This window comes from Lactobacillus isalae, assembly GCF_947539375.1.
Lineage (GTDB): Bacteria > Bacillota > Bacilli > Lactobacillales > Lactobacillaceae > Lactobacillus > Lactobacillus isalae.
This window is the reverse complement of sequence record NZ_OX443569.1, coordinates 1,876,119-1,898,353: the sequence shown is the minus strand read 5'-3', so window position 1 is coordinate 1,898,353 and position 22,235 is coordinate 1,876,119. Positions and strand designations below refer to the sequence as shown.

The window sequence follows — 22,235 nt, the reverse complement described above, 5'->3', positions numbered from 1 at the left end:
ATTAAACAAGTCTTCCACTTTCGATCAATTCTGCAACTTCTGGTTGTACATGTTGATACTTCTTAACGGTTTCGTCGTAATCAACGAAGAACAACTTGTACCATACTAAGAAAGTGTAAATTGCCCAGATTTGACGACGAGCTGAACCATCGCCCTTGTAGTTATCATCAAGTAATTTAACAATCTTCTTTTGGTCAAAAATATCATTTACAAAGTCTTCAGTAAACAATTCTCTAACTTGCTTATAAAATCTTGGTTCCTTAAGCCATTGCTTAATTGGAGTTGGGAAACCAAGTTTTGGTCTTTGAGCCCATTCTTCTGGCAAGACTTTTTCGGATGCCTTACGAAGAGCGTATTTAGTATCATGACGGTTAACTAAATACTTAGTTGGAATTGAATTAGCAAGTTCTGCAATCTTCTTATCAAGATATGGCACACGTAATTCTAGTGAGTGGGCCATTGAGATCTTATCTGCCTTTTGCTCAATATCATTAAGCATAAAGTGGTGAAGATCAATATATTGCATTTGCTTAACTTCATCAATATTCTTAACTTTCTTGAAGTCTTCTTGGTAAATGCCGTTAACTGTCAAATCGTTCTTGTACTTATCACGCAAGATATTATTAGCATCTTTAGAAGTAAAGATAGTTGGATAATCCATGTCATAAATTACAGATTGACCAACATAAAATTCGCTTGGTTCTGCTAAATTAGTGTACATATGTACCTTACCTGGGAAGTTAGGCATCTTCTTAATCTTATGAGCTAAGCGAACACGACTCTTCTTAGGTAACTTCTTCAAGCCAGCAGTAAAGACCTTGATTACGTCGTTATGAGTATGCATTCCATAGTTCACGTAACCTGCAAATAACTCATCAGCACCTTCACCAGAAAGTGCAACAGTAACATGCTTTCTAGCTAACTTACACAAGTACCATAATGGAATGATTGATGGGTTAGCATCTGGTTCATCCATGTGATATTGCATTTCTGGGAAATCGCGCATTGCCTCATCGGCATCAACTTTATCAGCAAAGAACTTCCAGCCGTGTAAATCAGAAAGCGCCTTGGCCTTCGATGCTTCATTATAAGTAGAATCATCAAAAGAAACTGAGAAAACATCCTCAGGATCGAGTAAGCTAGTTAAGTAGGAAGAATCAATACCTTCAGACAAGAACGCCCCAACTGGAACATCAGCGTTTCTATATAAGTCAACGGTTTCTTTTAAATCTTCATTGATCTTATCTAAAGTTTCTTCAAAACTTAAACTATTTTCAACATACTTAGCATCCCAGTATTGGTGAGTCTTCATCTTACCATCTTTATATTCAAACCAGTGACCTGCTGGGAAGCGGTAAACGCCCTTAAAGAAAGTTTCCTTTAAGTCGTTGTACTGATTCATTAAGTATGGCTTAACTGCTTCAGTATTCAATTCTTTCTTAAAACCAGGATAGGCTAAGAAACTCTTTAATTCACTACCAACAATCAATTTTCCATTTTGATCTGAGTAGTACATTGGCTTAATTCCAAAGAAATCACGTGCACCATATAGAGTCTTGGTATTATCATCCCAAATTACAAAGGCAAACATACCGCGAACGCGCTTCAATAAGCCATCCATTCCCCATTCTTCATACCCGTGAAGTAAAACTTCAGTATCAGCTTTAGTTGTAAAAGTATGTCCAGCATCAATTAATTCTTTTCTTAATGGTTTAAAGTTGTAAATTTCACCATTAAAAATAATTGCTCTACTTTTATCTTCATTAAAAATAGGTTGACTTCCGCCACGAAGATCAATGATTGATAAACGTCTAAAACCTAAAGCAACTTGATCATTAGTATATTTTCCATCTGAAGATGGTCCACGGTGTTTGATCGTGTCCATCATTCCTTGAATAGCACAGTCCTTATCCTTTAATTCAGGATCGAAAAACGCACAAATTCCACACATAAGTAACTTTCACCTCAAAATAAACAGTAGTCTTATTATAAGCTATTTACATTGTAAAAACTAAATTCGATAAAATCTTCTCTTTGAAGCAGCTCCATAGCCAAAGACTTGAAGTAAATGTCTTTTAATATCGACGTTTACAATATAACCGGCTGCTTCATTAGCATGATCCATTTCTCTATTCCAGCGCTTATTATATTGCGTAGTAAGCGCATGATTCGGTCCCATGAGAGCCGAACAATTAAAAAATATATACTGAATACCGTTAATCCGATATTGGTCCTCAGTATGACGGTGTCCACATAAATATGCAACTATTTTTGCATTCTTTATCTTCGTAAAATCAAAGCTATTAGCTAGGGTAAATTCAGGAGGAACATCTCTAGAATTAAGGTATCCTTTTTCATGTTGATTAAAGGCAACCATCAATTCATGTAGCGAACGGCCATTGAATTTCAAGGCATTTGTTCCTTTGCGAGTAATGGGATTAGCATGACTCATAAAAATAATTGTTTTACCATTTGAATTTTCAAGAATTTCGATAATTTCTTGCATTTGATCTTCACGAATAGCTAAGGAAAGCTTTGTATCATACTTTTTCTTTCCCTGATCATCTAGCTCATAAGGCAGGTCAGACGTATTAACCGTAATAATTCTGACATCATCTTTATCAAAATATGCAACACCATGCTTACGTGTGATGTAATGTATTCCATCTTGCGCATACATGCTTGGCCACATAATATCTTCAAATTCATTTTCTGGGAAACTAGCTCTTAAATCATGGTGTTCATCAAATTTGTCATTTTCATCATGATTGCCTTTAATCACAGCAAAATTAGTTTTTTTAGACCTAAAGGTTCTAGACAAAGAAATCAACTCAGCTTCGCTAACTAGACCAGGATCTGATCCATCCATCCAATCACCTAGGTGAGCTTTTAGATCTAAAATATCCTTATCCTCGAGATAATTAAATTCCTTAACGTGTCTTAAACCGTTATGACCATAAAAATCAACACTGTCGGCATCTTTATAATGAGTATCAGTTAAAACTCCAATATTAATTGAGTTATAGCCTTTTCTACTATGCTTTTTTACATAGTCAACTAGTTGATCTAACTGATCTTCAACGATATAACGGCGCCCAGTTTGTTTATTAACAAATGCCGTATAACGGTTCAATCTCTTATCAAACTTTCTCACATAAGCTGGTGCTAGATCAGAAGCATCAACAGATCGTAAAGCTTGATGCAAAACATTATCCGTATCTTTATAAACAATGAGCTTATATTCTTCACCATGAGGCGTCCCTTCTGGTGCCCCAACGTTATACTCGCCAACAGTCATATATTTTTGCATCCCGTCGAACGGAATATTACTTTTCTTTCGCATCATCTTCCGGGTCATTCCGGAAAACTTATCAATCATACCCTTGGTTTTCTTGATAATTTTCATGATACTCTTCCCCACTCATCACACAAAAAAAGGCCTTTAATTGGCCTTGGGGTTAATTATTTGCCAAAGCAGCTGCGGCAAGACCCAATGATAAAACCGCATCTTTAGACAAAACCTTTTTTAAATCATCAGGAGCAATAGCTCTTACAGCACCAATAACCTTCAAGCTATATAAAAGCACATGTAAGTCAGTAGCACGATCATAGCTACCATCTTGCCATGGATCCTCATGATTGTAGGTTAAATTAATCTCATCTTGATCAACATATCCGTCTACGTGATTAGTCAAAATTCGATCATTTAATTCACGCAATGGTTGATCTAAGTGAAGTAGAGTCAATTTACCATCAGATTCACTGTTGTAGTACTCATCTTGAGTCATATCAAAGTAGTCTTCGATAGGCTTATCAAGAATTCCTAAACTATTAATTTCATTATAAATTCTCTTGGTATTCAGGTCTTGTTGACCGTTGATAATTTTTTCTTGTGATAAAGCAATATCATCAGCCAATGTCATGGTAGTTAAATTATCCATCATTGTCCTCCTTGAAATACAACTTCCATTATAACAAAAAAGTTCTTTTTTTCCTTTACTTATCAATATTATAGGTAGATATTACAAAAAAATTTAGAATTTGACAAAAATAAAAACGAGCAGATCAAAATTCTGCTCGTTAAGATAATTAACTAAACTAATTTCTTTCTAATCCAGCCAGAAATCCAGTCAATGATAACAACCATGACAATAATTCCAACCAAGATGACACCTACTCGGTTCCATTGACGATATTGCAAGGCAATAATTAATGGATAACCAATACCACCAGCACCAACTAAACCTAGAATAGATGCTGAACGAATTGAAACGTCGAAACGATACAAGGTATTAGAAATCAAAGCAGGCATCAAGTTAGGCATTGTAGCAAACATAATAATGTTAAACTTAGATCCACCAGCTGCAGTGACAGCTTCATTAGCACCTTCTTCAAGGTTTTCAATTGCTTCAGAGAACAATTTGGCAAGCATACCAACTGAGTGGAAACCTAAGGCTAAAACACCGGCTGCAGAACCAGGTCCAACAGCTTTAATAAACATCAGGGCCAAAACAATTTCTGGGAAAGAACGAATAACAGCCAAAACGATTTTTCCAGAACGAGAAGTGTACCACTTTTTATGACGAGTATTAGCTGCCCAAAAAGCAAAAGGTAATGAAATAATTGCAGAAATAAAAGTACCCAAGAAAGCGATACAGATAGTTTCCCATAATTGAGAAATTAAATCTTCTCCACTTCCGTTATATACGTAGGACCAATCTGGGTGAAAAATTCCGGCAACAATAGCTCCTGCAATTTGACCTGCACTTGCCTTTATTCCGCCAAAATCCATTCCTACAAATGACCAAATAATTAAAACAACAGTGACAATAGCGATTGTCCAGTGTTGAATCTTTTTCCTAGTGTCCACTGGTTTAGGAGGTAATTTTTTCATTGTAGTATCCATTATTTCATCAACGCCTCCCGAGATTTAGTAGAAATGTAGTCGATAATAACTACGACAACGATAATAACTAAGATAATCATACCGGTCTTGGCATAGTCAAAGACTTGAAGAGTTTGTTGTAAGTACAAACCAATACCGCCGGCACCAATATATCCAAGAACTGTTGAAGCTCTAACATTAATTTCAAATGCATATAAGACATAGGAAATAAAGTAAGTAATTATTTGTGGCATCACAGCAAAATGAATAATTTGTAGTTTATTTGCACCAACAGCTGTTAACGCTTCGATTGGACCTGGATCAATTGTTTCAATTGCTTCATAGAACAATTTAACAACCACACCAAATGTAAATACAGTTAAAGCTAAAACACCGGCAACTGGACCAATACCTACAACGGCAACAAAAATTGCACCTAAGAGTAAGTCTGGAATGGTTCTAATAATATTCATAATTATTCTTAGAATTCCAGTAACGGCCTTATTTTTAACAATATTTCTAGCGATTAAAAGAGAATAAACAAAAGCAATTGCTGATCCCATAACAGTTCCTAAAATTGCCATTTTAATTGTTTCAATTAAAAGTGGAACTGCTGTAGCTGCATATCCCCAATCAGGGTGACACATTTGAACAAAAATATCAGTAAATTGGCTAAAGTTATTAAACAAAACACTAATGTGTGTATTTGTTACATCTACTGAAAGAAAGAGACCTAAAATCATAATTACGACCCATACAAGGTTCATAATTTTGAATTTCTTTTTAGGCAACTCAGCTAAATGCTGTTCCTTAGATTTAGGCATCTTCTTCCCCTTTCTTGCCATTTCCACCATTGTAAATATCATCAAAGACAGCTTGAGAAGTTTCACTCATCTTACCATCGTAAACAATTTGACCTGCACGAACACCGATTACTCGATCTCCAAATTCCTTAGCAAGTTCTACGCTGTGAAGGTTGGCAACTACAGTCATACCATATTCTTCATTAAGCATCTTCAAGTCATGCATAACGCGACGTGAAGTTTGAGGATCAAGTGAAGCTGTTGGTTCATCAGCTAAAATGATTTTAGGATTTTGAGTAAGTACACGGGCAATCGCAACACGTTGTTGTTGTCCACCAGAAAGTTGGTCTGCACGTGTATAAACTTTATCTGCTAAATCAACACGTTGCAATGATTCATATGCCTTTTGCTTGTCTTCTTTAGTAAATAAATTAAAAGTTGTCTTCCAAGTTGGATAGTAACCTACTCGACCAGTTAAAACATTACGTAAAACACTTGAACGTTTAACTAAGTTAAAACTTTGGAAGATCATACCAATATCACGGCGAATTTCACGCAAATCTTTTCCTTTAGCAGACGTAATTGACTTACCATCAATTAAAATGTCTCCCTTAGAAATATCTTGCAAACGATTAATAGAACGAAGTAGTGTTGATTTACCCGCACCGGATAAACCTACAACTACCACGAATTCTCCTTTATTAATATTTAAATTAATATCTTTTAAACCAACTGTTCCGTTATTATAAATTTTACTAACGTCTTTAAGTTGAATCATTGGCTGATTAGTGGCTGCCATTTAACTAAAAAATCTCCTTAATATATATTGATTGGTTATATTGCATAAAAAGATAATTGTCCTTAAAGACAATTATCTTTTTTACTAACTAAGCTATATTTAATTGACTATTTCTTGTCCTTAGCAATAATCTTGTCATATTTACGAACAATATCGAAGTTGCTGTCCTTAGACTTAGTGTAGCCTTCGTGACTATAAATTGATTCGATAATCTTCTTACCTTCTTTAGATTTACCAACTTCAATAAATGCCTTTGCAAGTTTCTTTTGGAAGGACTTAGACATATCACTTCTAACAGCAATAGTATCGTTAGGGATTGGCTTAGTGAAGTAAATTGGGACAACTTGGTCCATAATCTTAGGATTGTCTTTTTTAACAGTGTTACGAGCATCTTCAAAAACAAATGCTGCGTCAGTATCACCATTTAATACATTCAAAACTGCTTGGTCTTGGCCAGTAACAGTAACTAACTTACAATCTTTTGGTACATCCAAACCTTTTTCTCCAAGTTCAGCAATTGGGAAAACATAACCTGCTGAAGAAGTTGGGTTTTGAACTGAAATACTCTTGCCTTTTAGATCCTTCCAAGATTTAATTTTAGAACCTTTTTTAACAAGAATTTCTGCTCTATAGTAATCAACTAATTTATTAGTTGCTTTACCACCAGGTTGCTTAACGCCATAACGTTGTGATTGAAGCAAAACGTCGGCAGCTCCTTGTTTATGAGCTAATACATAACCATCAGGTGGTAAGAAACCAACATCAACTTTTTTAGATTTCATAGCTTCAACAACTGTATTGTAATCAGTTGACATTGAAACATGAACTGGAATTCCAAGCTTTTTAGAAAGCATCTTTTCTAAAGGCTTAGCACGAGCTTCAAGCTTATTAGCAGCTTGACTAGGTACAAATTGGATAGTTAATGACTTAGGTGTGTAACCATCCTTTGAACTGTTTGACTTGTTAGAACAAGCAGTTGCAACAACAGCAAGTAAAATTGCAAAAAGGCCTACTAAGACTTTTTTGAACTTTTTCATCATTTCCTCCTAATGAAACACATTAAATGACAAATACAAAAAAAGACTCAACATGAAGAGCTGACAAAAACAGCTAATCACACCGAGTCATAAAAGTCGCTAAAAAATCAACGAAAGCGCCAACACCAATGAAGACTGATTCACCGAAGGAACCAGTCCAAGAACGAGCCACTGAATCTTGGTTACATTTTATAATGCTGTAATCGAAGTTCACCATTATCGTTCTTCCTTTCCCTAGTACTAACGTTCGTTCTTAAGTATCATACCAAAAATATTCGTACTTGGGTACTATTATTTTAATGTAAGCGCTAGTAAATTTTAATCAATTGAATTGGATCGAACCACTTTACAAAAAAATCACTCCATTAGTACTAATAGAGTGAATCTTTAAAATGTTCGTTTTTTAAAAACGTCTTTTCTTAGGCTTAGCAACCTTTTTATTTTCAAGATCTGTCTTAATAATTAAAACATCTGATAAAGCATGTTGGTTAACATAAGCAGTAACACTACCCATTAACATTCTTTCAACTGCATTCATACCGGTTGCACCCATAATAATTAAGTCATTGTGGTGGTCCTTAATGAAATCAACCGCAATGATTCTCTTAGGTGAGCCATAACGAATGTGGTAAGAAATATCAGTAAAATTAAAGTGTTCCTTAGCCCATTCCTTTAAACTTTTTAGATACTCTTCAGAATCCTGAGTCATTTGATAAATGGTATCTCCAGAAATCAAAGTATCTTGCATCTCTCCCATAAATTGACGAGTATCAATAACGTTTAATACATCAAGGTGAGCATTATTATCAAGAGCAATTTTTACTGCTTTATCAAATGCCCGCTCTGCTGTTTCAGAACCATCAACAGGAACTAAAATATTGTCATAATCTTCTACCATAAGTAATCATCTCCAAATGGAATTGCATCTTTACATTGTAATTTTACCATTAATTATAACAATTAATAAGTTTGTTTTCTTTTTATAGATCTGAGAAAACTAAAATATCTGAGAAAAAATATGGTAAAGTAATAATACTGTATTTAAATAACTATAGTGAGGAAAAATACTAATGAGCGAAAATTATGAGACGAAATTAATCGGCATCCAAAATGGTCGCAATTTCCGCGAACTTGGAGGCTATAAAACCGTATCAGGTCAAACTATCAAATACAACAAATTGCTTAGAACCGGTAATTTAGCTGATCTTTCTTCATCAGATTTGGAATTGTTGCAAAAGTATGGCGTGAAATATGACGTTGACTTTAGAACTGAAAAAGAAAAGACTGAGCATCCAGACCGTGTACCTGAAGGTGCAAAATATATCTTTGATCCAGTTTTTAGTGACGACTTAACTAACGCTTCAAAAGGAATCTTTGCTTTAGAAGAAAATGCCGAAAAAGATCCTGAATTTGGCTTCAAACACATGTTTTTCGCCTATGAAGATATGATTAATGGTCAAACTGCTCAAAAGGCATACCGTAAATTCTTCGAACTTTTACTTGCTAACGATCAAGAGAAAAGTGCACTTCTCTTCCACTGTACAGCTGGAAAAGATAGAACAGGATTTGGTGCTTTGTTAGTTTTATCAGCATTAGGTGTACCTTTTACTACTATCAAATATGACTACACACTAACAAACGTTACCACTAAGGACTTTGTTGATGGTATGCTTAAACAGGCTGCCGCTGATGGTTCTAGTAAGCGTGTCTTGCAGTCCATTAAAGATATTCAGTCAGTATATCCAGAATATTTAGACCACGCTATACATGTCCTAAACCAGCAATATGGTGGCATCAACGAATACCTTCGTTCTACTATGAAGCTCTCAAGCCGTGATATCATGGATCTCAGGAGAATCTATCTTAAGGATTGATATATTATGGATATTCCAAAGTATTTACAAATTGAAAATGAGTTAAAGAAAGAAATTATCTCTGGTAAATTTAAGTATGGAGATAAATTTTATAGTGAAGCTCAGCTAAAAGAAAAATTTAATGTTTCTTCTATTACTGTTATTAGATCTGTTAAAGAGTTAGTTAAGGCAGGATACTTAATCCGTCATCAAGGTAAAGGCACATTCATTTCTCGTTCAAGAAAGGATAAATTAGTCCGTCTTAGCGATAATGAAGTTTTCTCTGATAAACAAGAGGAAGATAGAGTTGAAGTTATAAAACTTCAAGAAGCTAATAAAGCCGAAATCCTTGAAAAACTTGGTCTGCCAAAATACGATACTTATTACTATATTGAACGTTTACGTTTAATCGGCGACACGCCTTTTATGGTACACCGTTCTTTCATCCCAGCTAAATTTATCAATAAGAATTTAGCTAAGGATCCTAATAATTATCATAGTATTTATGAAACGCTCCAAAAGGATAAGCAATTATACTTATTCGATGAGCCTTTTACAGAAACGGATACAATTGTAAAAGCTGATAGTGAAATTAGTCAGCAACTAAAAATCGCTAAAGATTATCCTGTTGTACGTCAAGTCAAAAAAACTATCTTATCTGCTACAGGAGAAGTAGTTGAATTAGTTATTGGCTATAAGCGCTGTGATTACTTTTCACTTTCATTCTCAAGTACTGATTATCCGGAAGTTTAACAATTTAATCTGGAGACAAAAAGAAGCTGCACCTGGCAGCTTCTTTTTTCTATTTTTCAGTTTCGAAATTATTTTCTAAGAAATCATAAATCTCTTCATTTGAATCAGAATTAAATAACTCATTTAAGTCATCAACTGAAGTTCCAGCAAGAAAGTCCATAATTTTTGCCAAAATGGTTGAATGCATATCTGGGTCATTATTCAAAATCAAAAATAGAAACTTTACTTTTAACTTTTCACTCGGATTGACCATATTGTTAAAAGTTGCAGAATTTCTAAGTGCAATCGGCACAATCAATTGCGTGCTTACGTAATTTCCCTCGGTATGAGGTACAGCAACATCAGGTAATTCTCTAGATAAAGGTCTCATAGAAATTCCAGTTGGATATTTATCTTCGCGTTCAATAATGTCGCCTAAAAAATCTTTTTTAACATAGCCTAAGTCATATAATTTTTGAGAAACGGTCTTAAAGATCTCATTTCGATCAGTTAAATCTGTTACAAAAACAGCTTCTGGATCGAAAAGACTTTTTTTAGTATTCGTAGTAGGTTCCGCCTTTCCAAAGCAAAAATTTCTAGTTTCATTATATAAAACCGATTTCAAAAACACAAAAGTGGGTGTTCCTTTTGTTCAAATTTTGTTAAAGTTAGTTAATGTAAAAATATTCCACCGATAAGAAAGAAAGGTTTTTCCATGACAAAACAAAAGACAGTTTACTTTGGTGCTGGTTGGTTCACTGAAACTCAAAATAAGGCATACAAAGACGCTATGAGTGCTTTAAATGCTAACCCAACTATTGATTTAGAAAATAGTTATGTTCCACTTCAAAATCAATACAAAGACATTCGTGTTGATGAACATCCTGAATATTTACACGACAAAGAATGGGCTCAAGCAACTTATAACGGTGACTTAGTTGGTATTAAAACTAGCGACATTATGCTTGGCGTTTATGTTCCTAAAGAAGAAGATGTTGGCTTAGGAATGGAACTAGGTTACGCTATGTCTCAAGGTAAATACGTTTTACTTGTAATTCCTGATGAATTATACGGTGAATCAATCAACTTGATGAGCTGGGGCGTTGCTGACAATGTAATCAAGATGAGTGAGTTAGCTACATTTGATTTTAACCGTCCAAGATACAACTTCTATGATGGTGCTGTATATTAATTAGATAAAAAAAGCTGGTAGAAATTAAAATCTACCAGCTTATTTATTTTTAATCTATATATGATATCTTTAAAAATTTGTTTTGACCTTAGTCATTAATACAGCTAATGGATTTAAATCAACACCAAAAGCTTCCAGATGATGGCGTATACCTTCTACTAGTGTTGTACCAGAACCCATCAAAGGATCGTATACATTCTGGATATCAGTGAATTTACTAACTGCATTTATAAATAAATTCAGTAATTTAGGAATCATAGTTGCTGGATAATCATGATATCTGTGAGTACTGTACTCCATATCCTCCCCAACAAAATCTAAATAATTTTCTTTGCTACTTATTGTTTTGTTTAAGTAATTTATGATCTGATCATCTCTGTTCATCATTTTTTACATACCTTTCGTTTGTTCATGAAACCTTTTCGTTAGATTGAAGTTTCATAATTTGTCTTTTCTTTTTTAATCGGTTTATCCTCTTTTAATTTCTTTTTTAGTCTTAATATTTCATTTTCATCCCAAAGAATTCTACCATTTTTTTCTTAATTACTGCTATAATTCCCTGCTTACGCCACAAATAAAGTGTTTGTCTTGTAACGCCTAACTGATTTTGTACCTGCTTTGTTGTTAACATCTATGCATCACTCCGATTTTAATATGGTATACTTTTAGTTCAATTTATCAACTTTTTTCAGTATACAAATGATGCATGGTTATAGAATTATTTAATACAGACCAAAAATTATTAGTCTATGAATACAAGGTCTCCGTTGTTCGCTACATTTCCAATATTCTAAATATTGATAAAAAATAAAAAGTGTACTAATTCCACTTATTATGGAAAAGTACACTTTCTACTAATAGTTTTGATTTTTACTCTTAGCTGAATATTCTTTTTTTCTCATCTATTCTAATCATGAAAATCAGGTAAAAATTCATCATAACCATCAAAGCCAGAAAAAGTAATGAAATGTGATGTTGCTACATTACTATTAGGGATTTTACTAATTGAGAACCCATACATAGCGCCTAAGCGTGTGGTAACCGGATTGGTTAAGCCTCTAGCATGATACATTTCTCTAGCAGCACCATTATAATATCCACCAAAAATCATTTGTTCGATATTATAATAAATATGTTCTTTAATACTCCCCATCGTTTCGTGATTTGTATCAACAGTATAAATATACCATCCACCCATATTTTCAACGTCATTGCCTACAGTTTTAGTAATCGAATCCAACCCGTGGTCTTTTCTCATAGCGTCTGTGATTGCAATCACATCATGATTACCTGTTGCATCTCTGTTATCTCTTACATAATTTTTAGCAATATCATCTGCAATTTTTTGGACTCTATTACTATATACAAAGGGGTTAAGCCCCATTTGTTTTCTAATATGATTAATTGTATTTAAAGTGAAATCTGTCAACTCTTTGGTTTGTTCAGAGGTAATGTTTGTTAAATCTACAATTCGTGCATCATTATTACTGTAATTATTTATTCTCATACCCTCTTCGGATACTTTTTTAGCTAAAGATGTAATTTTTCCTTTAGTATCGTCAAGACCATCTTTACCACCACTAGATTCTTCTACCATTTCACGGGTATATCCAGCAGGTAAAGTAATAATGCCGATATTATCTTTGTTGTCAGCAGGCTTAGTAGCAGGTTTGTTGTCAGCAGGCTTAGTAGCAGGCTTGCTTTCAGCAGGCTTAGTAGCAGGTTTGTTGTCAGCAGGCTTAGTAGCAGGTTTGTTGTCAGCAGGCTTAGTAGCAGATTTGTTGTCAGCAGGCTTAGTAGCAGGTTTGTTGTCAGCAGGCTTAGTAGCAGGTTTGTTGTCAGCAGGCTTAGTAGCAGGTTTGCTATCTACAGGCTTAGTAGCAGGTTTGTTGTCAACAGGCTTAGTAGCAGGTTTGTTGTCAGCAGGCTTAGTAGCAGGTTTGCTTTCTACAGGCTTAGTAGCAGGCTCGCTTTCTACAGGCTTAGTAGCAGGTTTGCTTTCTACAGGCTTAGTAGCAGGTTTGCTTTCTACAGGCTTAGTAGCAGGTTTGTTGTCAACAGGCTTAGTAGCAGGTTTGTTATCTACAGGCTTAGTAGCAGGTTTGTTATCTACAGGTTTAGTAGCAGGTTTGTTATCTACAGGCTTAGTAGCAGGCTTGTTTTCTACAGGCTTAGCAGCGCTTTCCTTGAAAGTACCCCATGCTACGCCATTGTTGCGGCCAACAATATAGCCGTAGCTGCCGTCTTCGCGAGGTTGTCTTAACCAAGTATATTGGCCAATCTTTTGATATGCATCGTACTTGATAGTAGAACCAGTAGGCATAGCTTCAATAATAGCACTGTTAGTATTAGGAGCAGTTCTCAAGTTAATTACGCCACCAGTAACAAAGTCAGCGCTTTCCTTGTGCCAATTGCTTTGTGATTGTACAGGCTTAGCAGTACTCTCCTTGAAAGTACCCCATGCTACGCCATTGTTGCGGCCAACGATATAGCCGTAGCTGCCGTCTTCACGAGGTTGTCTTAACCAAGTATATTGACCAATCTTTTGGTAAGCATCGTATTTAATAGTAGAGCCAGTAGGCATAGTTTCAATAATAGCACTGTTAGTGTTAGGAGCAGTTCTCAAGTTAATTACTCCGCCAGTAACAAAGTCAGCACTTTCTCTATGCCAATTGTTTTGTGATTGTACAGGCTTAGCAGCAGGCTTGCTTTCTACAGGCTTGGTAGCACTTTCTTTAAAGGTACCCCACGCCACACCGTTGTTGCGACCAACAATATAGCCGTAGCTGCCGTTTTCACGAGGTTGTCTTAACCAAGTATATTGGTCAATCTTTTGGTATGCATCGTATTTGATAGTAGAACCAGTAGGCATAGCTTCAATAATAGCACTGTTAGTATTAGGAGCAGTTCTCAAGTTAATTACTCCGCCAGTAACAAAGTCAGCACTTTCTTTATGCCAATTGTTTTGTGATTGTGCTTGAGTTTGTGTATTAGAATTTTGAACAGGTTGTGCATTTTGTACGTTTTGCTTTGCTTGTACTGATTGTTTTTGCTTAACATCTGTAGTATAGCTAGATGGTAACCAAGATTTATTCTGCATTTGGTACCAGTTATTATTATTGTGTTCTACTTGATGAGTAATATGCAATTGTTGATTATTTTGAACCGGAGTCGTAGAAATATTTTTATTAGTTTTTTGATTTAGATCAGGTGATTTCCGAGCTCCAAGTTGGACTTGTTTTTGTTGCAAGCCTTCGTTAGTCGATTTAGTTTCAATATTAGCTTCTGGAATTTGTCCTTTAGGTTGAGTTATTGTATCAGCTTTCGCTGTATTACTATATGTTGCTATTGCACCTGCTGCAAATAATGCAGACAATAACATCGCTGTTCTTCTTTTCATTCTTACATCCTCCAAATAAATAACAGTCGATACAACCCTAGTCTACCCCCCCCATTTTGAATTTTGTCAAGTGCTTTAATTTACCCAGTAATTACTACTTTTATATTCAAAATAAAATAACTCAAAAAAGGGATTACCCGCATAGCAATCCCTTTTGAATTATTTTTTACTCTAACATCATCTAATTATCATTCATCTTCATTATCACCACTAGTCATGTCTTCCCGATAATGAAGGTCATTAAACTTCTCTTTTGCATATTTTTCAGCATCAGCTCTACTTCTCCAGCCAATACCATCAACCCAGGCTTCAGCTCCACCACCTTCAACCAGAACTGTTTGACCATGTTCAGTTGCTAAATTGTAGTATTCACCGTCACCAGCACCTTGTAACCAAGCTCGGACATTGATTTTACGCTCACCATTTTCCGATAGGACAACTACTCTTGCCCAGTCTTTAGTTACATCATGATAAGAAGAATGACCCTGAACATATGACGTAAAATCAAAATCTTTTTTCATCTTATGGAGTTTTTGAGTAAAGTGTTCCCCGCTATCTTCACCACTAATAACATTCTTTTTAATTGTTACTTCGTTCACACTTCCATCTATATAATCTGCTACATACCAAGTACCAAGTAATTCACTTGGCATATTAAACAAGCCATCATCCCCTGGAATTGAAGATGATGTAGAGTCATTACTTTCTTTCGAAGTAGAATTGCTTTCACTTTCTTGCCCCTTACTTTGACCTCTCTGAGCAAGAAAATCATCTAAATTAATCTTTTTGCTAGACTTTTTAAAATTTTCAGTATTCCAATTGTCATCACCTGACAAATTTAATTCATTATTTTCAACTTTAGCCGTCAAGTCACTAGTTACATCGCTATCATTTAACTTAATTCGATAAGTAGTCGCGTCTATCTTTTTCCAAGTTAATTGATCATCAGTATCCGGGTTCTTAGGATCAACATAAACATATCTACCAGTATGGTCAGAATTAAGTACTAAAGCTGCCTTATCCTTATTATCTACGTAGCTTCCGACAATCGCATATGCTGTTTTTCCCTTATCCCGCTTTGATATCTTCACTTGACTAGTCTTATCTTTTCCTGTCATAGCTTGACTTTGACAAGCAGTCAAGGTAAAAGCAATTGTTCCTAGCATTAAACATCCAATTATTATTTTCTTCATTATCTATCCTCCCAATATAAATAAATCTTAATCCTTCTCCACAATTTCTTCAAAGTGAGAAGTTAGGTCTTTGTTAGCCGTTGCATGAACAATTGTATAATCACCATTTGTCGTCTGATCAACCAAAGCAACAGGCTCCCCATGATAAAAGCAAAATAGATACGTAATATGTTGCTCCGCACTCTTCCCATTATAGTTAAAGATAGCAACTACATTATATGTATCGTCCTCATCTTCCTCTTTATCTACTTGCGGATTCCACTTCAAATTAATACTGCTCATATCTTCAGGATCACGACTATCGCGGTCACCCGAGCTTAACTTAAAACGTCCTTGAGATAGCCAATTCGGATATTCTTGTCCGGCCGCAGTTGTCAAGCTGCCACTACCAGTATAGTGCTCATACGATTGATGCATTTTGTCGCCAAATTCATCCATGTAACTAATTAGTTCATCATTTTGAGTACTTGACCATAATTTATCTTCAGATGTAGTCTTCTTAGATTTTGTACTAGTTTTAGAATTCTGATCATTAGCTTTTTCATCCGACTTACCAGTAACAATCGATAGATTATCATTCCAAATATTTACATTTTTCTCCGTGTTTTCAGATTTAATTTCTGGATAGATCTGGTTTAAAACACTTCTATTACTGTAACTAGACTTATTTCCAACATAAGTTATCTCTTTGTTATCCTTAGAAACTAAATAGCCAACCTGATCATTTATAACATATAATCTACTTCCGTCAGTAGCACTGATCTCATAATCTCCAAAACGATATTTTGAATAACTTTCTATTGTTAAGTGACCGCTTCCTAAATCATCAGCTGCTTCTCCCCATTTTTTGCCATATTTTTTATCGGCATAAAGGATTGCCCAAGCAGCTAGTTGCTTACTTGGAATCTTTTTAATCTCAGCACTAGTTAATTTTCCATTACCACCAATCACAGTGCTATTAGTCGAATTTCGACCATGTTGATACAATCCCCAGCCACCAAAAATAAGGATAAATGCGGCGATAATTGATCCAATAATAATATTTCTTTTTTTGGATTTTAATCTATTGCTGTGAATTTCACTTCTTTTAGGCATCTCAGAATTGGAATATATAACTGACCTTCCACAATGTGGACAGAAACTATCCATAGGCTTAATTGGTTTCCCACAGTGGGGACAAAACTTATTCATCGCTTGACCTTTCTAACAGGATAAATTATAGCGTTGTCATTAAATTATTTATATTGTAACAAATCAATCAACAAAAAAAGCTAATAGAAATGAAATCTATCAGCTTTTATCACTATTGAATACTTATAAATCACTTGCACAATGCTCAGGATATAAATGTCCTAAGCATTTTTTATTATTTATACATAGCAACGAGTTTTTCTAACTCTTTATCAGAAATCAGTTTCAAATTTTTTACAAATTCCGTAGCTTGCTCTAATGTGTTGCCATTATTCAGTTGATTTTCGAGAATAATTTTGGCAGAATCGATTTTTCCTTGCTCTACGCCATGTCTCATTCCTTGCTCATATCCTGCTTTCCCAGCAGCCTGTTCACGTTCTAGCATTCTTGTTTCGTAAAGCATAATCTTTTCCCTCATTTCTGGATCTTCGTTGATTTCTTTGATTCTTTTTTGTGCGTAATCGAAATGCTTATTTAATCTAACTGGCTCATTATTCATTAGCTTAGCCAGGGCTTTTAAATCTTCACTTTGTCCCTCAGCTGAAACTTGTGAATTAATGATAATCTTTGTCACGCCATCCTGCAATTGTTTCGACCTATCTTGATCAGAGTAAGTATGGTACGACTCATAAAATTTATCATCTTTCTTAGGCTTAAAGTTACAGAGAAAAATAATAAAGGCGTCTTTCAAATTTCGATAAGTCTTACCCTTATTTAAAGTATAGCGTAAATCAATCCTTGAAAGATAGTAACGCATTCGTCTACCAATATCATCTTGGTCCGTTGTTTGCATCTCCACATTAAACACGCGTCCTTCATGGTCTGTAACTAAAAACATCAAGCCGAACTTCTTTAGCCGTGTTCTTGCGCTCAAGATTATTAATCTCAACTTGCTTATCTAGCCAGTCTATCTTTTTAATTTTTAAATCTGGAATAATGATTTCAAGCAAATACTTGCAAAAATCCTTGTTTTCCCTCACCATCCCAAAAACCTTATCTTCCGTGAATCCAAACCAAGGTTCAATCTTTTTAACCATATGAGTAAATCCTCCCTAAAGATATTTGAGGAGTAATCCCATATGTTTATTACGCAAAAATCTATAAATTTTTTTATTATAAAAAACGACCCACGTGTGGTTTTACCAACGCAAGTCGTTTTCAATATCTATATAAATAATCTATTTCTTCATGCTAGCAAGCATTTGATTAATATCTACAATTCCTGCTTTACCAGCATTAACAGCGTCTGAATCATTACCAATCATTTGACTATTGAGCCAGTCAATAACCATTGCTAAGTTCATCCCTGCAATTAAGTGAATACTTTGACCACCCATAATCAAGCGACTAACTGTGTTAGCGGGAGTTCCTCCCATTAAATCAGCAAACACTGTTAAGTCTTCCTCAGGAATGCCACTAATAGTATCTTGAAACTTCTTTTCAAAATCCTCTGGGCCCTCTTCTGGAAGTAAGCATACTACATGAATATGCTCTTGTGGACCCATAATTAATTCAGCACTCTTTTTAACTTCTTCAGCCATCTTACCATGGCTAATTAATACTAATTCTTTTGACATAATAATTTCCTTTTAATTTACTGCTAAATCTTAGCAAGAACGCCAACGCCGCCAAGAATAACTGAAAGAACTAAAACAATTAAAATAGCCTTAGTAGAAGTCATCTTCTTCTTTCCAAGTAACCAGTAAACAAAGCCAACGATCAAGGCAGGTAATAACTTAGGAATGATCATGTCTAAGTTGTTTTGGATATCCATAGTAACTTTACCAATTTGAGGTACCCAAGCGAACTTAACGTTAACCATTGTAGCAACTAAAGCACCAACCATGAATACACCAAGTACTGTAGCAGCATCAGTTAAAGCATTTAAACGATCTCTCATTTCAGTAACAAGAGTTACACCTTTGTCGTAGGCAAAGCGTAATTGCTTCCATCTGAAGAAACAGATAGCAATTTGAGCAGCAATCCAGATGAATACACCAACTGGGTTCCCTTGCGAAGCCATTGAAGCGGCCAAGGCACCGAAGATAGTTGGAATCAATGCAGCAAAGATTGAGTCACCAATTGCGGCAAATGGTCCCATCAAACCAACCTTCAAACCAGTAACAGTATCTTTACCTTCAACCCCTTCATTTTCCTCAATCGCTAAGTCAATACCAGTGATGATCGTGTTAAAGAAGTTAGAAGTGTTAAAGAACTGTACGTGTGTCTTCATCATTTCTTGTAATTCTGGAGTATTGTCGCCATAAATCTTACGTAGTTGTGGCAAAATCAAGAACAAATACCCAGTGTTCTGCATTCTTTCATAGTTCCAACCTAGTTGGAAACCAAATAAAGAACGTCTATTAATTTGATTAAAATCTTTGTCAGTTAATTTATAAGTTGGTTTAGAGTTCATCATCGGTGATTTCCCCCTCTGAAGCTACATTAGTTGATTGTTGCGTAGTAGCTGCGGCCTCTTTATTTCCGCTATTGCCACTGCCACCTTTACCACCAATTTCATCCTTGTAGTGTAAGATTGCAAATGCTAATCCAATCAAAGCCATTGCAAGCATTGGTAAGCCATTGAAAGTTGCAGTAAATGATTTGTTTGCTGCTTGAATGCCTGCACCTAAAGTTTGAATACTTGTGAATAATACTGAGAACAAAGTAGTAAATGTGAATCCCATAATTAGGTAAGCAATGTGTTTCTTAACTGGTAAGTAGCGAAGCAAAATAGCAAAACCAACTGCAGGAAGAACAGCACCAGCTACTGTTAAACCAGTACCTAACCACTTCAAGTTTCCATTTAATGAGTTAGCAATAGTTTGAACTAAGCCACGTCCAAATGCTAAGGCAATAAATACAGGGATTGCACGAGATAAAGCCCAAGGAATTGCACCATAGAGGAAGTTTCTTTCAATACCCTTGTAGTTATTTTCTTCAATCAAGTGATCAATTCTGTGTGCAAAGTAAGTGTTAGCAAATCTTGCCAGAACATCCAATTGAACCATAATTGCAGCTACTGGAACCGCAATTGAAGAAATAGCTACTTGTGGGCTCATTCCTTTAATACTTACAGAGAAAGCTGTTGCTAAAACTGTACCGGTAGTCGCATCAATCTTAGAAGCACCACCGAAAGTACCAACACCTAAAACTGTAAGTTGCATGGCACCACCAATAATTAAACCAGTCTTTAAGTCACCCATAATTAAACCAGCAATTAAGCCAGCACCAACTGGAGTGTTCAAAGATGAATAAATTTGCAATTCATCAAGAATTTCGTAACCAGCATATAGGGTAAGTAGTAATATTTGCCACCAAGCCATCGTTAGACCTCCTATTTAATCTTTTCATTCATCAACTTCATAAAGTCATGAGAATCATCACTTGGAGTTAACTGAGCTGTGATTTTCACGCCCTTATCTGCTATTTTCTTAAAGTCATCGACGTCCTTTTCTTCGACATTGATCTGCTTAGTTACTTGCTTAGTGGTATCAGTTTGAGACATAGTACCTACATTTAAAGTATCAAGCTTAAGACCTAAGTTAAGTAAATCTAAGAAGGCTGCTGGCTTTTTAGCGACAATAAATACTCGCTGATTGCCGTAACGATCGTGAATTAAATGATCTGCCGCAACCTGTGCTGGCAACACACTAAGACGAGTCGTAAGAGGTGTAGCCATTCTTAACCCACTTTTTTGGATGTCGCTTTTTGCTGCTTCTTCATCAACAACAATAATGCGATCAGCCTGAAGTTTTGGGGTCCAAAGATTAGCTACTTGACCATGGACTAACCGTCCATCAATTCTAGCTCCCACAATATTCATAGAGATTCCTCCATATTCTGTAAAATATCTTTGTAAACGCTTTCTACAGTTTCAATCTTAGTATATTAAGTTTTGCTAGTCAACTGGTTGCGACCACTTTTTAAAGATTTTCTAAAGTTCTTTTTAAAAGTATATTCTTTTAAGCCTTGTAACGTGATTCACCATTTAGATAAGTTTCACTGACAGTCATATCATGGTTCAAAACAACAAAGTCAGCTGGATGATCAGGTTTAATCACACCACACTTATCAAGTAAGTTACAGCTCTTAGCTGGCACATAACTAGCCATCATAACTGCATCTTCTGGTGTCGCAACGTTCCAGTCAACTACGTTCTTAACTGCATCCTTTAGTAGTAAGATACTACCAGCTAAGTTGTTAGTATCCTTTAAACGTGCCATTCCATCTTTAACGTAAACTGGTAATTCACCCAATACATAGTCACCATCAGGCATTAAACCAGCTTGCATACAGTCAGTGATCAAGGCGATATGTTCTGGTCCACGGGCATTTACTAAAGCACGAACAGCTGGCTCTTCCACGTGGTGACCATCACAAATTAATTCATCAGTTGTCAAACGAGAAGAAAATGCTGCTCCGATAATATTAGGTGAGTGTTGAGATAAACCATTCATCCCGTTAAAGGTATGAGTAAATACACTAGCACCTGCTTCTACACAGGCAATAGCATCTTCAAAATCTGAATCTGAGTGTCCTAAAGCTACTACTAAGCCCATCTTTACAGCTTCACGTACGAATTGACGAGCATTCTTTCTTTCAGGTGCCATTGAAATCTTAATAAGCATGTCATCTGAAGCTTTACGCCACTTCTTTAAAAGCATAATTGATGGATCAGTCATATACTTAGGATTTTCTGCACCACCATGCTTAGGAGTAAAGAATGGTCCTTCAAAGTGTAAACCTTGAATTTTAGCACCAGTTTCTTCACCCTTATGTTCAGCAAACTTTTCACAAGTCTCAGTCAATTCCTTATCACTTGCAGTGATTGTAGTTGGTAGCCAGCTAGTTACACCTGCTTGAAGTAAACCTTCTGAAATCTTATTAACACCTTCCCAGTCGCTCTTCATAGTATCTTCGTCAAGCAAACCGTGAATATGTGTATCAACATAACCAGGTGCAATCCATTGATCGCCATATTCCTTAATTAAGCCATGACTAGGCTTTTCATCTTCTCGATAATATAAACCAAAGTTTCCATCATCTTGAACTTCAAGATATCCACCTTTTTCGGTTCTATTTTCTAAAAAGAATTTTCCAGCATGAATGTAATATGCCATAATGTTAACTCCTTAAATTAATTTCTA

Annotated in this window: 24 protein-coding genes; 3 read left to right on the top strand and 21 right to left on the bottom strand. The window is 35.5% G+C overall.

The features are described 5' to 3' along the window. Position 1 precedes the first annotated feature (1 nt). From asnB to QM512_RS09125, 8 genes are all read right to left on the bottom strand, one after another. On the bottom strand, positions 2-1,951 hold the full coding sequence (gene asnB, locus QM512_RS09160; RefSeq protein WP_003647951.1) for an asparagine synthase (glutamine-hydrolyzing): 1,950 nt from the start codon (positions 1,949-1,951) through the stop codon (positions 2-4). Between the two features lie 60 nt (positions 1,952-2,011). Then, positions 2,012-3,406 (bottom strand): metallophosphoesterase family protein, encoded by a 1,395-nt coding sequence (locus QM512_RS09155; protein ID WP_282805375.1) that lies wholly within the window; start codon positions 3,404-3,406, stop codon positions 2,012-2,014. Positions 3,407-3,458: 52 nt separating this feature from the next. Next, a complete protein-coding gene (locus tag QM512_RS09150; protein WP_282805374.1) occupies positions 3,459-3,941 on the bottom strand; it encodes a hypothetical protein in 483 nt (160 codons plus the stop codon). 152 nt (positions 3,942-4,093) lie between these two features. Further along, entirely contained in the window at positions 4,094-4,906 is an 813-nt protein-coding gene (gene phnE, locus QM512_RS09145) for a phosphonate ABC transporter, permease protein PhnE (protein ID WP_282805373.1), read from the bottom strand. Further along, positions 4,906-5,709 carry a phosphonate ABC transporter, permease protein PhnE gene (gene phnE, locus QM512_RS09140; RefSeq protein WP_282805372.1) on the bottom strand — a complete coding sequence of 268 codons (804 nt, stop codon included), beginning with the start codon at positions 5,707-5,709 and terminating at the stop codon, positions 4,906-4,908. The genes phnE (QM512_RS09145) and phnE (QM512_RS09140) overlap by 1 nt, the downstream gene beginning before the upstream one ends. Next, on the bottom strand, positions 5,702-6,487 hold the full coding sequence (gene phnC / locus QM512_RS09135) for a phosphonate ABC transporter ATP-binding protein (RefSeq protein ID WP_282805371.1): 786 nt from the start codon (positions 6,485-6,487) through the stop codon (positions 5,702-5,704). The genes phnE (QM512_RS09140) and phnC overlap by 8 nt, the downstream gene beginning before the upstream one ends. A 107-nt stretch (positions 6,488-6,594) precedes the next feature. Continuing rightward, positions 6,595-7,524 carry a phosphate/phosphite/phosphonate ABC transporter substrate-binding protein gene (locus QM512_RS09130; protein ID WP_282805370.1) on the bottom strand — a complete coding sequence of 310 codons (930 nt, stop codon included), beginning with the start codon at positions 7,522-7,524 and terminating at the stop codon, positions 6,595-6,597. A 403-nt stretch (positions 7,525-7,927) separates the two neighbouring features. Continuing rightward, positions 7,928-8,422 (bottom strand): universal stress protein, encoded by a 495-nt coding sequence (locus tag QM512_RS09125; RefSeq protein WP_282805369.1) that lies wholly within the window; start codon positions 8,420-8,422, stop codon positions 7,928-7,930. Positions 8,423-8,594: 172 nt separating this feature from the next. Between QM512_RS09125 and QM512_RS09120 the strand changes: the two genes are divergently transcribed. Both QM512_RS09120 and QM512_RS09115 read left to right on the top strand, forming a co-directional pair. Next, positions 8,595-9,398: a tyrosine-protein phosphatase gene (locus QM512_RS09120; protein ID WP_282805368.1), complete on the top strand. Its 804-nt coding sequence runs from the start codon at positions 8,595-8,597 to the stop codon at positions 9,396-9,398. A gap of 6 nt (positions 9,399-9,404) precedes the next feature. Next, complete coding sequence (locus tag QM512_RS09115; protein ID WP_282805367.1) at positions 9,405-10,130, top strand: GntR family transcriptional regulator; 726 nt, start codon at positions 9,405-9,407, stop codon at positions 10,128-10,130. A gap of 49 nt (positions 10,131-10,179) precedes the next feature. On the opposite strand, the gene QM512_RS09110 is transcribed toward QM512_RS09115, so the two are convergent. Further along, positions 10,180-10,740 carry a PTS sugar transporter subunit IIA gene (locus tag QM512_RS09110; protein ID WP_282805366.1) on the bottom strand — a complete coding sequence of 187 codons (561 nt, stop codon included), beginning with the start codon at positions 10,738-10,740 and terminating at the stop codon, positions 10,180-10,182. Between the two features lie 84 nt (positions 10,741-10,824). Here QM512_RS09110 and QM512_RS09105 point away from each other — a divergent pair, with 84 nt between their 5' ends. After that, positions 10,825-11,301 carry a nucleoside 2-deoxyribosyltransferase gene (locus QM512_RS09105; RefSeq protein WP_003649616.1) on the top strand — a complete coding sequence of 159 codons (477 nt, stop codon included), beginning with the start codon at positions 10,825-10,827 and terminating at the stop codon, positions 11,299-11,301. Positions 11,302-11,370: 69 nt separating this feature from the next. On the opposite strand, the gene QM512_RS09100 is transcribed toward QM512_RS09105, so the two are convergent. The 12 genes from QM512_RS09100 to nagA form a co-directional block, all read right to left on the bottom strand. Next, the gene (locus tag QM512_RS09100; protein ID WP_282805365.1) at positions 11,371-11,688 is read right to left on the bottom strand and encodes a TRM11 family methyltransferase; all 318 of its coding nucleotides are present in this window, start codon (positions 11,686-11,688) and stop codon (positions 11,371-11,373) included. Positions 11,689-11,797: 109 nt separating this feature from the next. Further along, positions 11,798-11,932: a helix-turn-helix domain-containing protein gene (locus tag QM512_RS09095; protein WP_094502988.1), complete on the bottom strand. Its 135-nt coding sequence runs from the start codon at positions 11,930-11,932 to the stop codon at positions 11,798-11,800. Positions 11,933-12,208: 276 nt separating this feature from the next. Continuing rightward, positions 12,209-14,701 carry an SEC10/PgrA surface exclusion domain-containing protein gene (locus tag QM512_RS09090; protein WP_282805364.1) on the bottom strand — a complete coding sequence of 831 codons (2,493 nt, stop codon included), beginning with the start codon at positions 14,699-14,701 and terminating at the stop codon, positions 12,209-12,211. A 188-nt stretch (positions 14,702-14,889) separates the two neighbouring features. Further along, a complete protein-coding gene (locus QM512_RS09085; RefSeq protein ID WP_053106942.1) occupies positions 14,890-15,894 on the bottom strand; it encodes a lipocalin/fatty acid-binding family protein in 1,005 nt (334 codons plus the stop codon). 27 nt (positions 15,895-15,921) lie between these two features. Next, positions 15,922-17,085 (bottom strand): DUF4767 domain-containing protein, encoded by a 1,164-nt coding sequence (locus QM512_RS09080; protein WP_282805363.1) that lies wholly within the window; start codon positions 17,083-17,085, stop codon positions 15,922-15,924. A 175-nt stretch (positions 17,086-17,260) separates the two neighbouring features. Further along, on the bottom strand, positions 17,261-17,878 hold the full coding sequence (locus tag QM512_RS09075) for an Rpn family recombination-promoting nuclease/putative transposase (RefSeq protein WP_317133748.1): 618 nt from the start codon (positions 17,876-17,878) through the stop codon (positions 17,261-17,263). 22 nt (positions 17,879-17,900) lie between these two features. Then, positions 17,901-18,122 (bottom strand): hypothetical protein, encoded by a 222-nt coding sequence (locus QM512_RS09070; RefSeq protein WP_282805361.1) that lies wholly within the window; start codon positions 18,120-18,122, stop codon positions 17,901-17,903. A gap of 141 nt (positions 18,123-18,263) precedes the next feature. Next, entirely contained in the window at positions 18,264-18,662 is a 399-nt protein-coding gene (locus tag QM512_RS09065) for a PTS sugar transporter subunit IIA (RefSeq protein ID WP_282805360.1), read from the bottom strand. Between the two features lie 23 nt (positions 18,663-18,685). Beyond that, positions 18,686-19,504: a PTS system mannose/fructose/sorbose family transporter subunit IID gene (locus QM512_RS09060; RefSeq protein ID WP_282805359.1), complete on the bottom strand. Its 819-nt coding sequence runs from the start codon at positions 19,502-19,504 to the stop codon at positions 18,686-18,688. Beyond that, positions 19,491-20,411 carry a PTS mannose/fructose/sorbose/N-acetylgalactosamine transporter subunit IIC gene (locus tag QM512_RS09055; RefSeq protein WP_282805358.1) on the bottom strand — a complete coding sequence of 307 codons (921 nt, stop codon included), beginning with the start codon at positions 20,409-20,411 and terminating at the stop codon, positions 19,491-19,493. Before QM512_RS09055 ends, QM512_RS09060 begins: the two co-directional genes overlap by 14 nt. A gap of 11 nt (positions 20,412-20,422) precedes the next feature. Beyond that, entirely contained in the window at positions 20,423-20,911 is a 489-nt protein-coding gene (locus QM512_RS09050; protein ID WP_282805357.1) for a PTS system mannose/fructose/N-acetylgalactosamine-transporter subunit IIB, read from the bottom strand. Positions 20,912-21,050: 139 nt separating this feature from the next. Then, positions 21,051-22,208 carry an N-acetylglucosamine-6-phosphate deacetylase gene (gene nagA, locus QM512_RS09045; RefSeq protein ID WP_282805356.1) on the bottom strand — a complete coding sequence of 386 codons (1,158 nt, stop codon included), beginning with the start codon at positions 22,206-22,208 and terminating at the stop codon, positions 21,051-21,053. Positions 22,209-22,235: the final 27 nt, after the last annotated feature.

Bases quoted from the DNA above. Each gene is read 5' to 3' on its own strand.
- asnB (WP_003647951.1), bottom strand. From the start codon at position 1,951: ATGTGTGGAATTTGTGCGTTTTTCGATCCTGAATTAAAGGATAAGGAC.
- QM512_RS09155 (WP_282805375.1), bottom strand. From the start codon at position 3,406: ATGAAAATTATCAAGAAAACCAAGGGTATGATTGATAAGTTTTCCGGA.
- QM512_RS09150 (WP_282805374.1), bottom strand. From the start codon at position 3,941: ATGGATAATTTAACTACCATGACATTGGCTGATGATATTGCTTTATCA.
- phnE (WP_282805373.1), bottom strand. From the start codon at position 4,906: ATGGATACTACAATGAAAAAATTACCTCCTAAACCAGTGGACACTAGG.
- phnE (WP_282805372.1), bottom strand. From the start codon at position 5,709: ATGCCTAAATCTAAGGAACAGCATTTAGCTGAGTTGCCTAAAAAGAAA.
- phnC (WP_282805371.1), bottom strand. From the start codon at position 6,487: ATGGCAGCCACTAATCAGCCAATGATTCAACTTAAAGACGTTAGTAAA.
- QM512_RS09130 (WP_282805370.1), bottom strand. From the start codon at position 7,524: ATGAAAAAGTTCAAAAAAGTCTTAGTAGGCCTTTTTGCAATTTTACTT.
- QM512_RS09125 (WP_282805369.1), bottom strand. From the start codon at position 8,422: ATGGTAGAAGATTATGACAATATTTTAGTTCCTGTTGATGGTTCTGAA.
- QM512_RS09120 (WP_282805368.1), top strand. From the start codon at position 8,595: ATGAGCGAAAATTATGAGACGAAATTAATCGGCATCCAAAATGGTCGC.
- QM512_RS09115 (WP_282805367.1), top strand. From the start codon at position 9,405: ATGGATATTCCAAAGTATTTACAAATTGAAAATGAGTTAAAGAAAGAA.
- QM512_RS09105 (WP_003649616.1), top strand. From the start codon at position 10,825: ATGACAAAACAAAAGACAGTTTACTTTGGTGCTGGTTGGTTCACTGAA.
- QM512_RS09100 (WP_282805365.1), bottom strand. From the start codon at position 11,688: ATGATGAACAGAGATGATCAGATCATAAATTACTTAAACAAAACAATA.
- QM512_RS09095 (WP_094502988.1), bottom strand. From the start codon at position 11,932: ATGTTAACAACAAAGCAGGTACAAAATCAGTTAGGCGTTACAAGACAA.
- QM512_RS09090 (WP_282805364.1), bottom strand. From the start codon at position 14,701: ATGAAAAGAAGAACAGCGATGTTATTGTCTGCATTATTTGCAGCAGGT.
- QM512_RS09085 (WP_053106942.1), bottom strand. From the start codon at position 15,894: ATGAAGAAAATAATAATTGGATGTTTAATGCTAGGAACAATTGCTTTT.
- QM512_RS09080 (WP_282805363.1), bottom strand. From the start codon at position 17,085: ATGAATAAGTTTTGTCCCCACTGTGGGAAACCAATTAAGCCTATGGAT.
- QM512_RS09075 (WP_317133748.1), bottom strand. From the start codon at position 17,878: ATGCAAACAACGGACCAAGATGATATTGGTAGACGAATGCGTTACTAT.
- QM512_RS09070 (WP_282805361.1), bottom strand. From the start codon at position 18,122: ATGGTTAAAAAGATTGAACCTTGGTTTGGATTCACGGAAGATAAGGTT.
- QM512_RS09065 (WP_282805360.1), bottom strand. From the start codon at position 18,662: ATGTCAAAAGAATTAGTATTAATTAGCCATGGTAAGATGGCTGAAGAA.
- QM512_RS09060 (WP_282805359.1), bottom strand. From the start codon at position 19,504: ATGATGAACTCTAAACCAACTTATAAATTAACTGACAAAGATTTTAAT.
- QM512_RS09055 (WP_282805358.1), bottom strand. From the start codon at position 20,411: ATGGCTTGGTGGCAAATATTACTACTTACCCTATATGCTGGTTACGAA.
- QM512_RS09050 (WP_282805357.1), bottom strand. From the start codon at position 20,911: ATGAATATTGTGGGAGCTAGAATTGATGGACGGTTAGTCCATGGTCAA.
- nagA (WP_282805356.1), bottom strand. From the start codon at position 22,208: ATGGCATATTACATTCATGCTGGAAAATTCTTTTTAGAAAATAGAACC.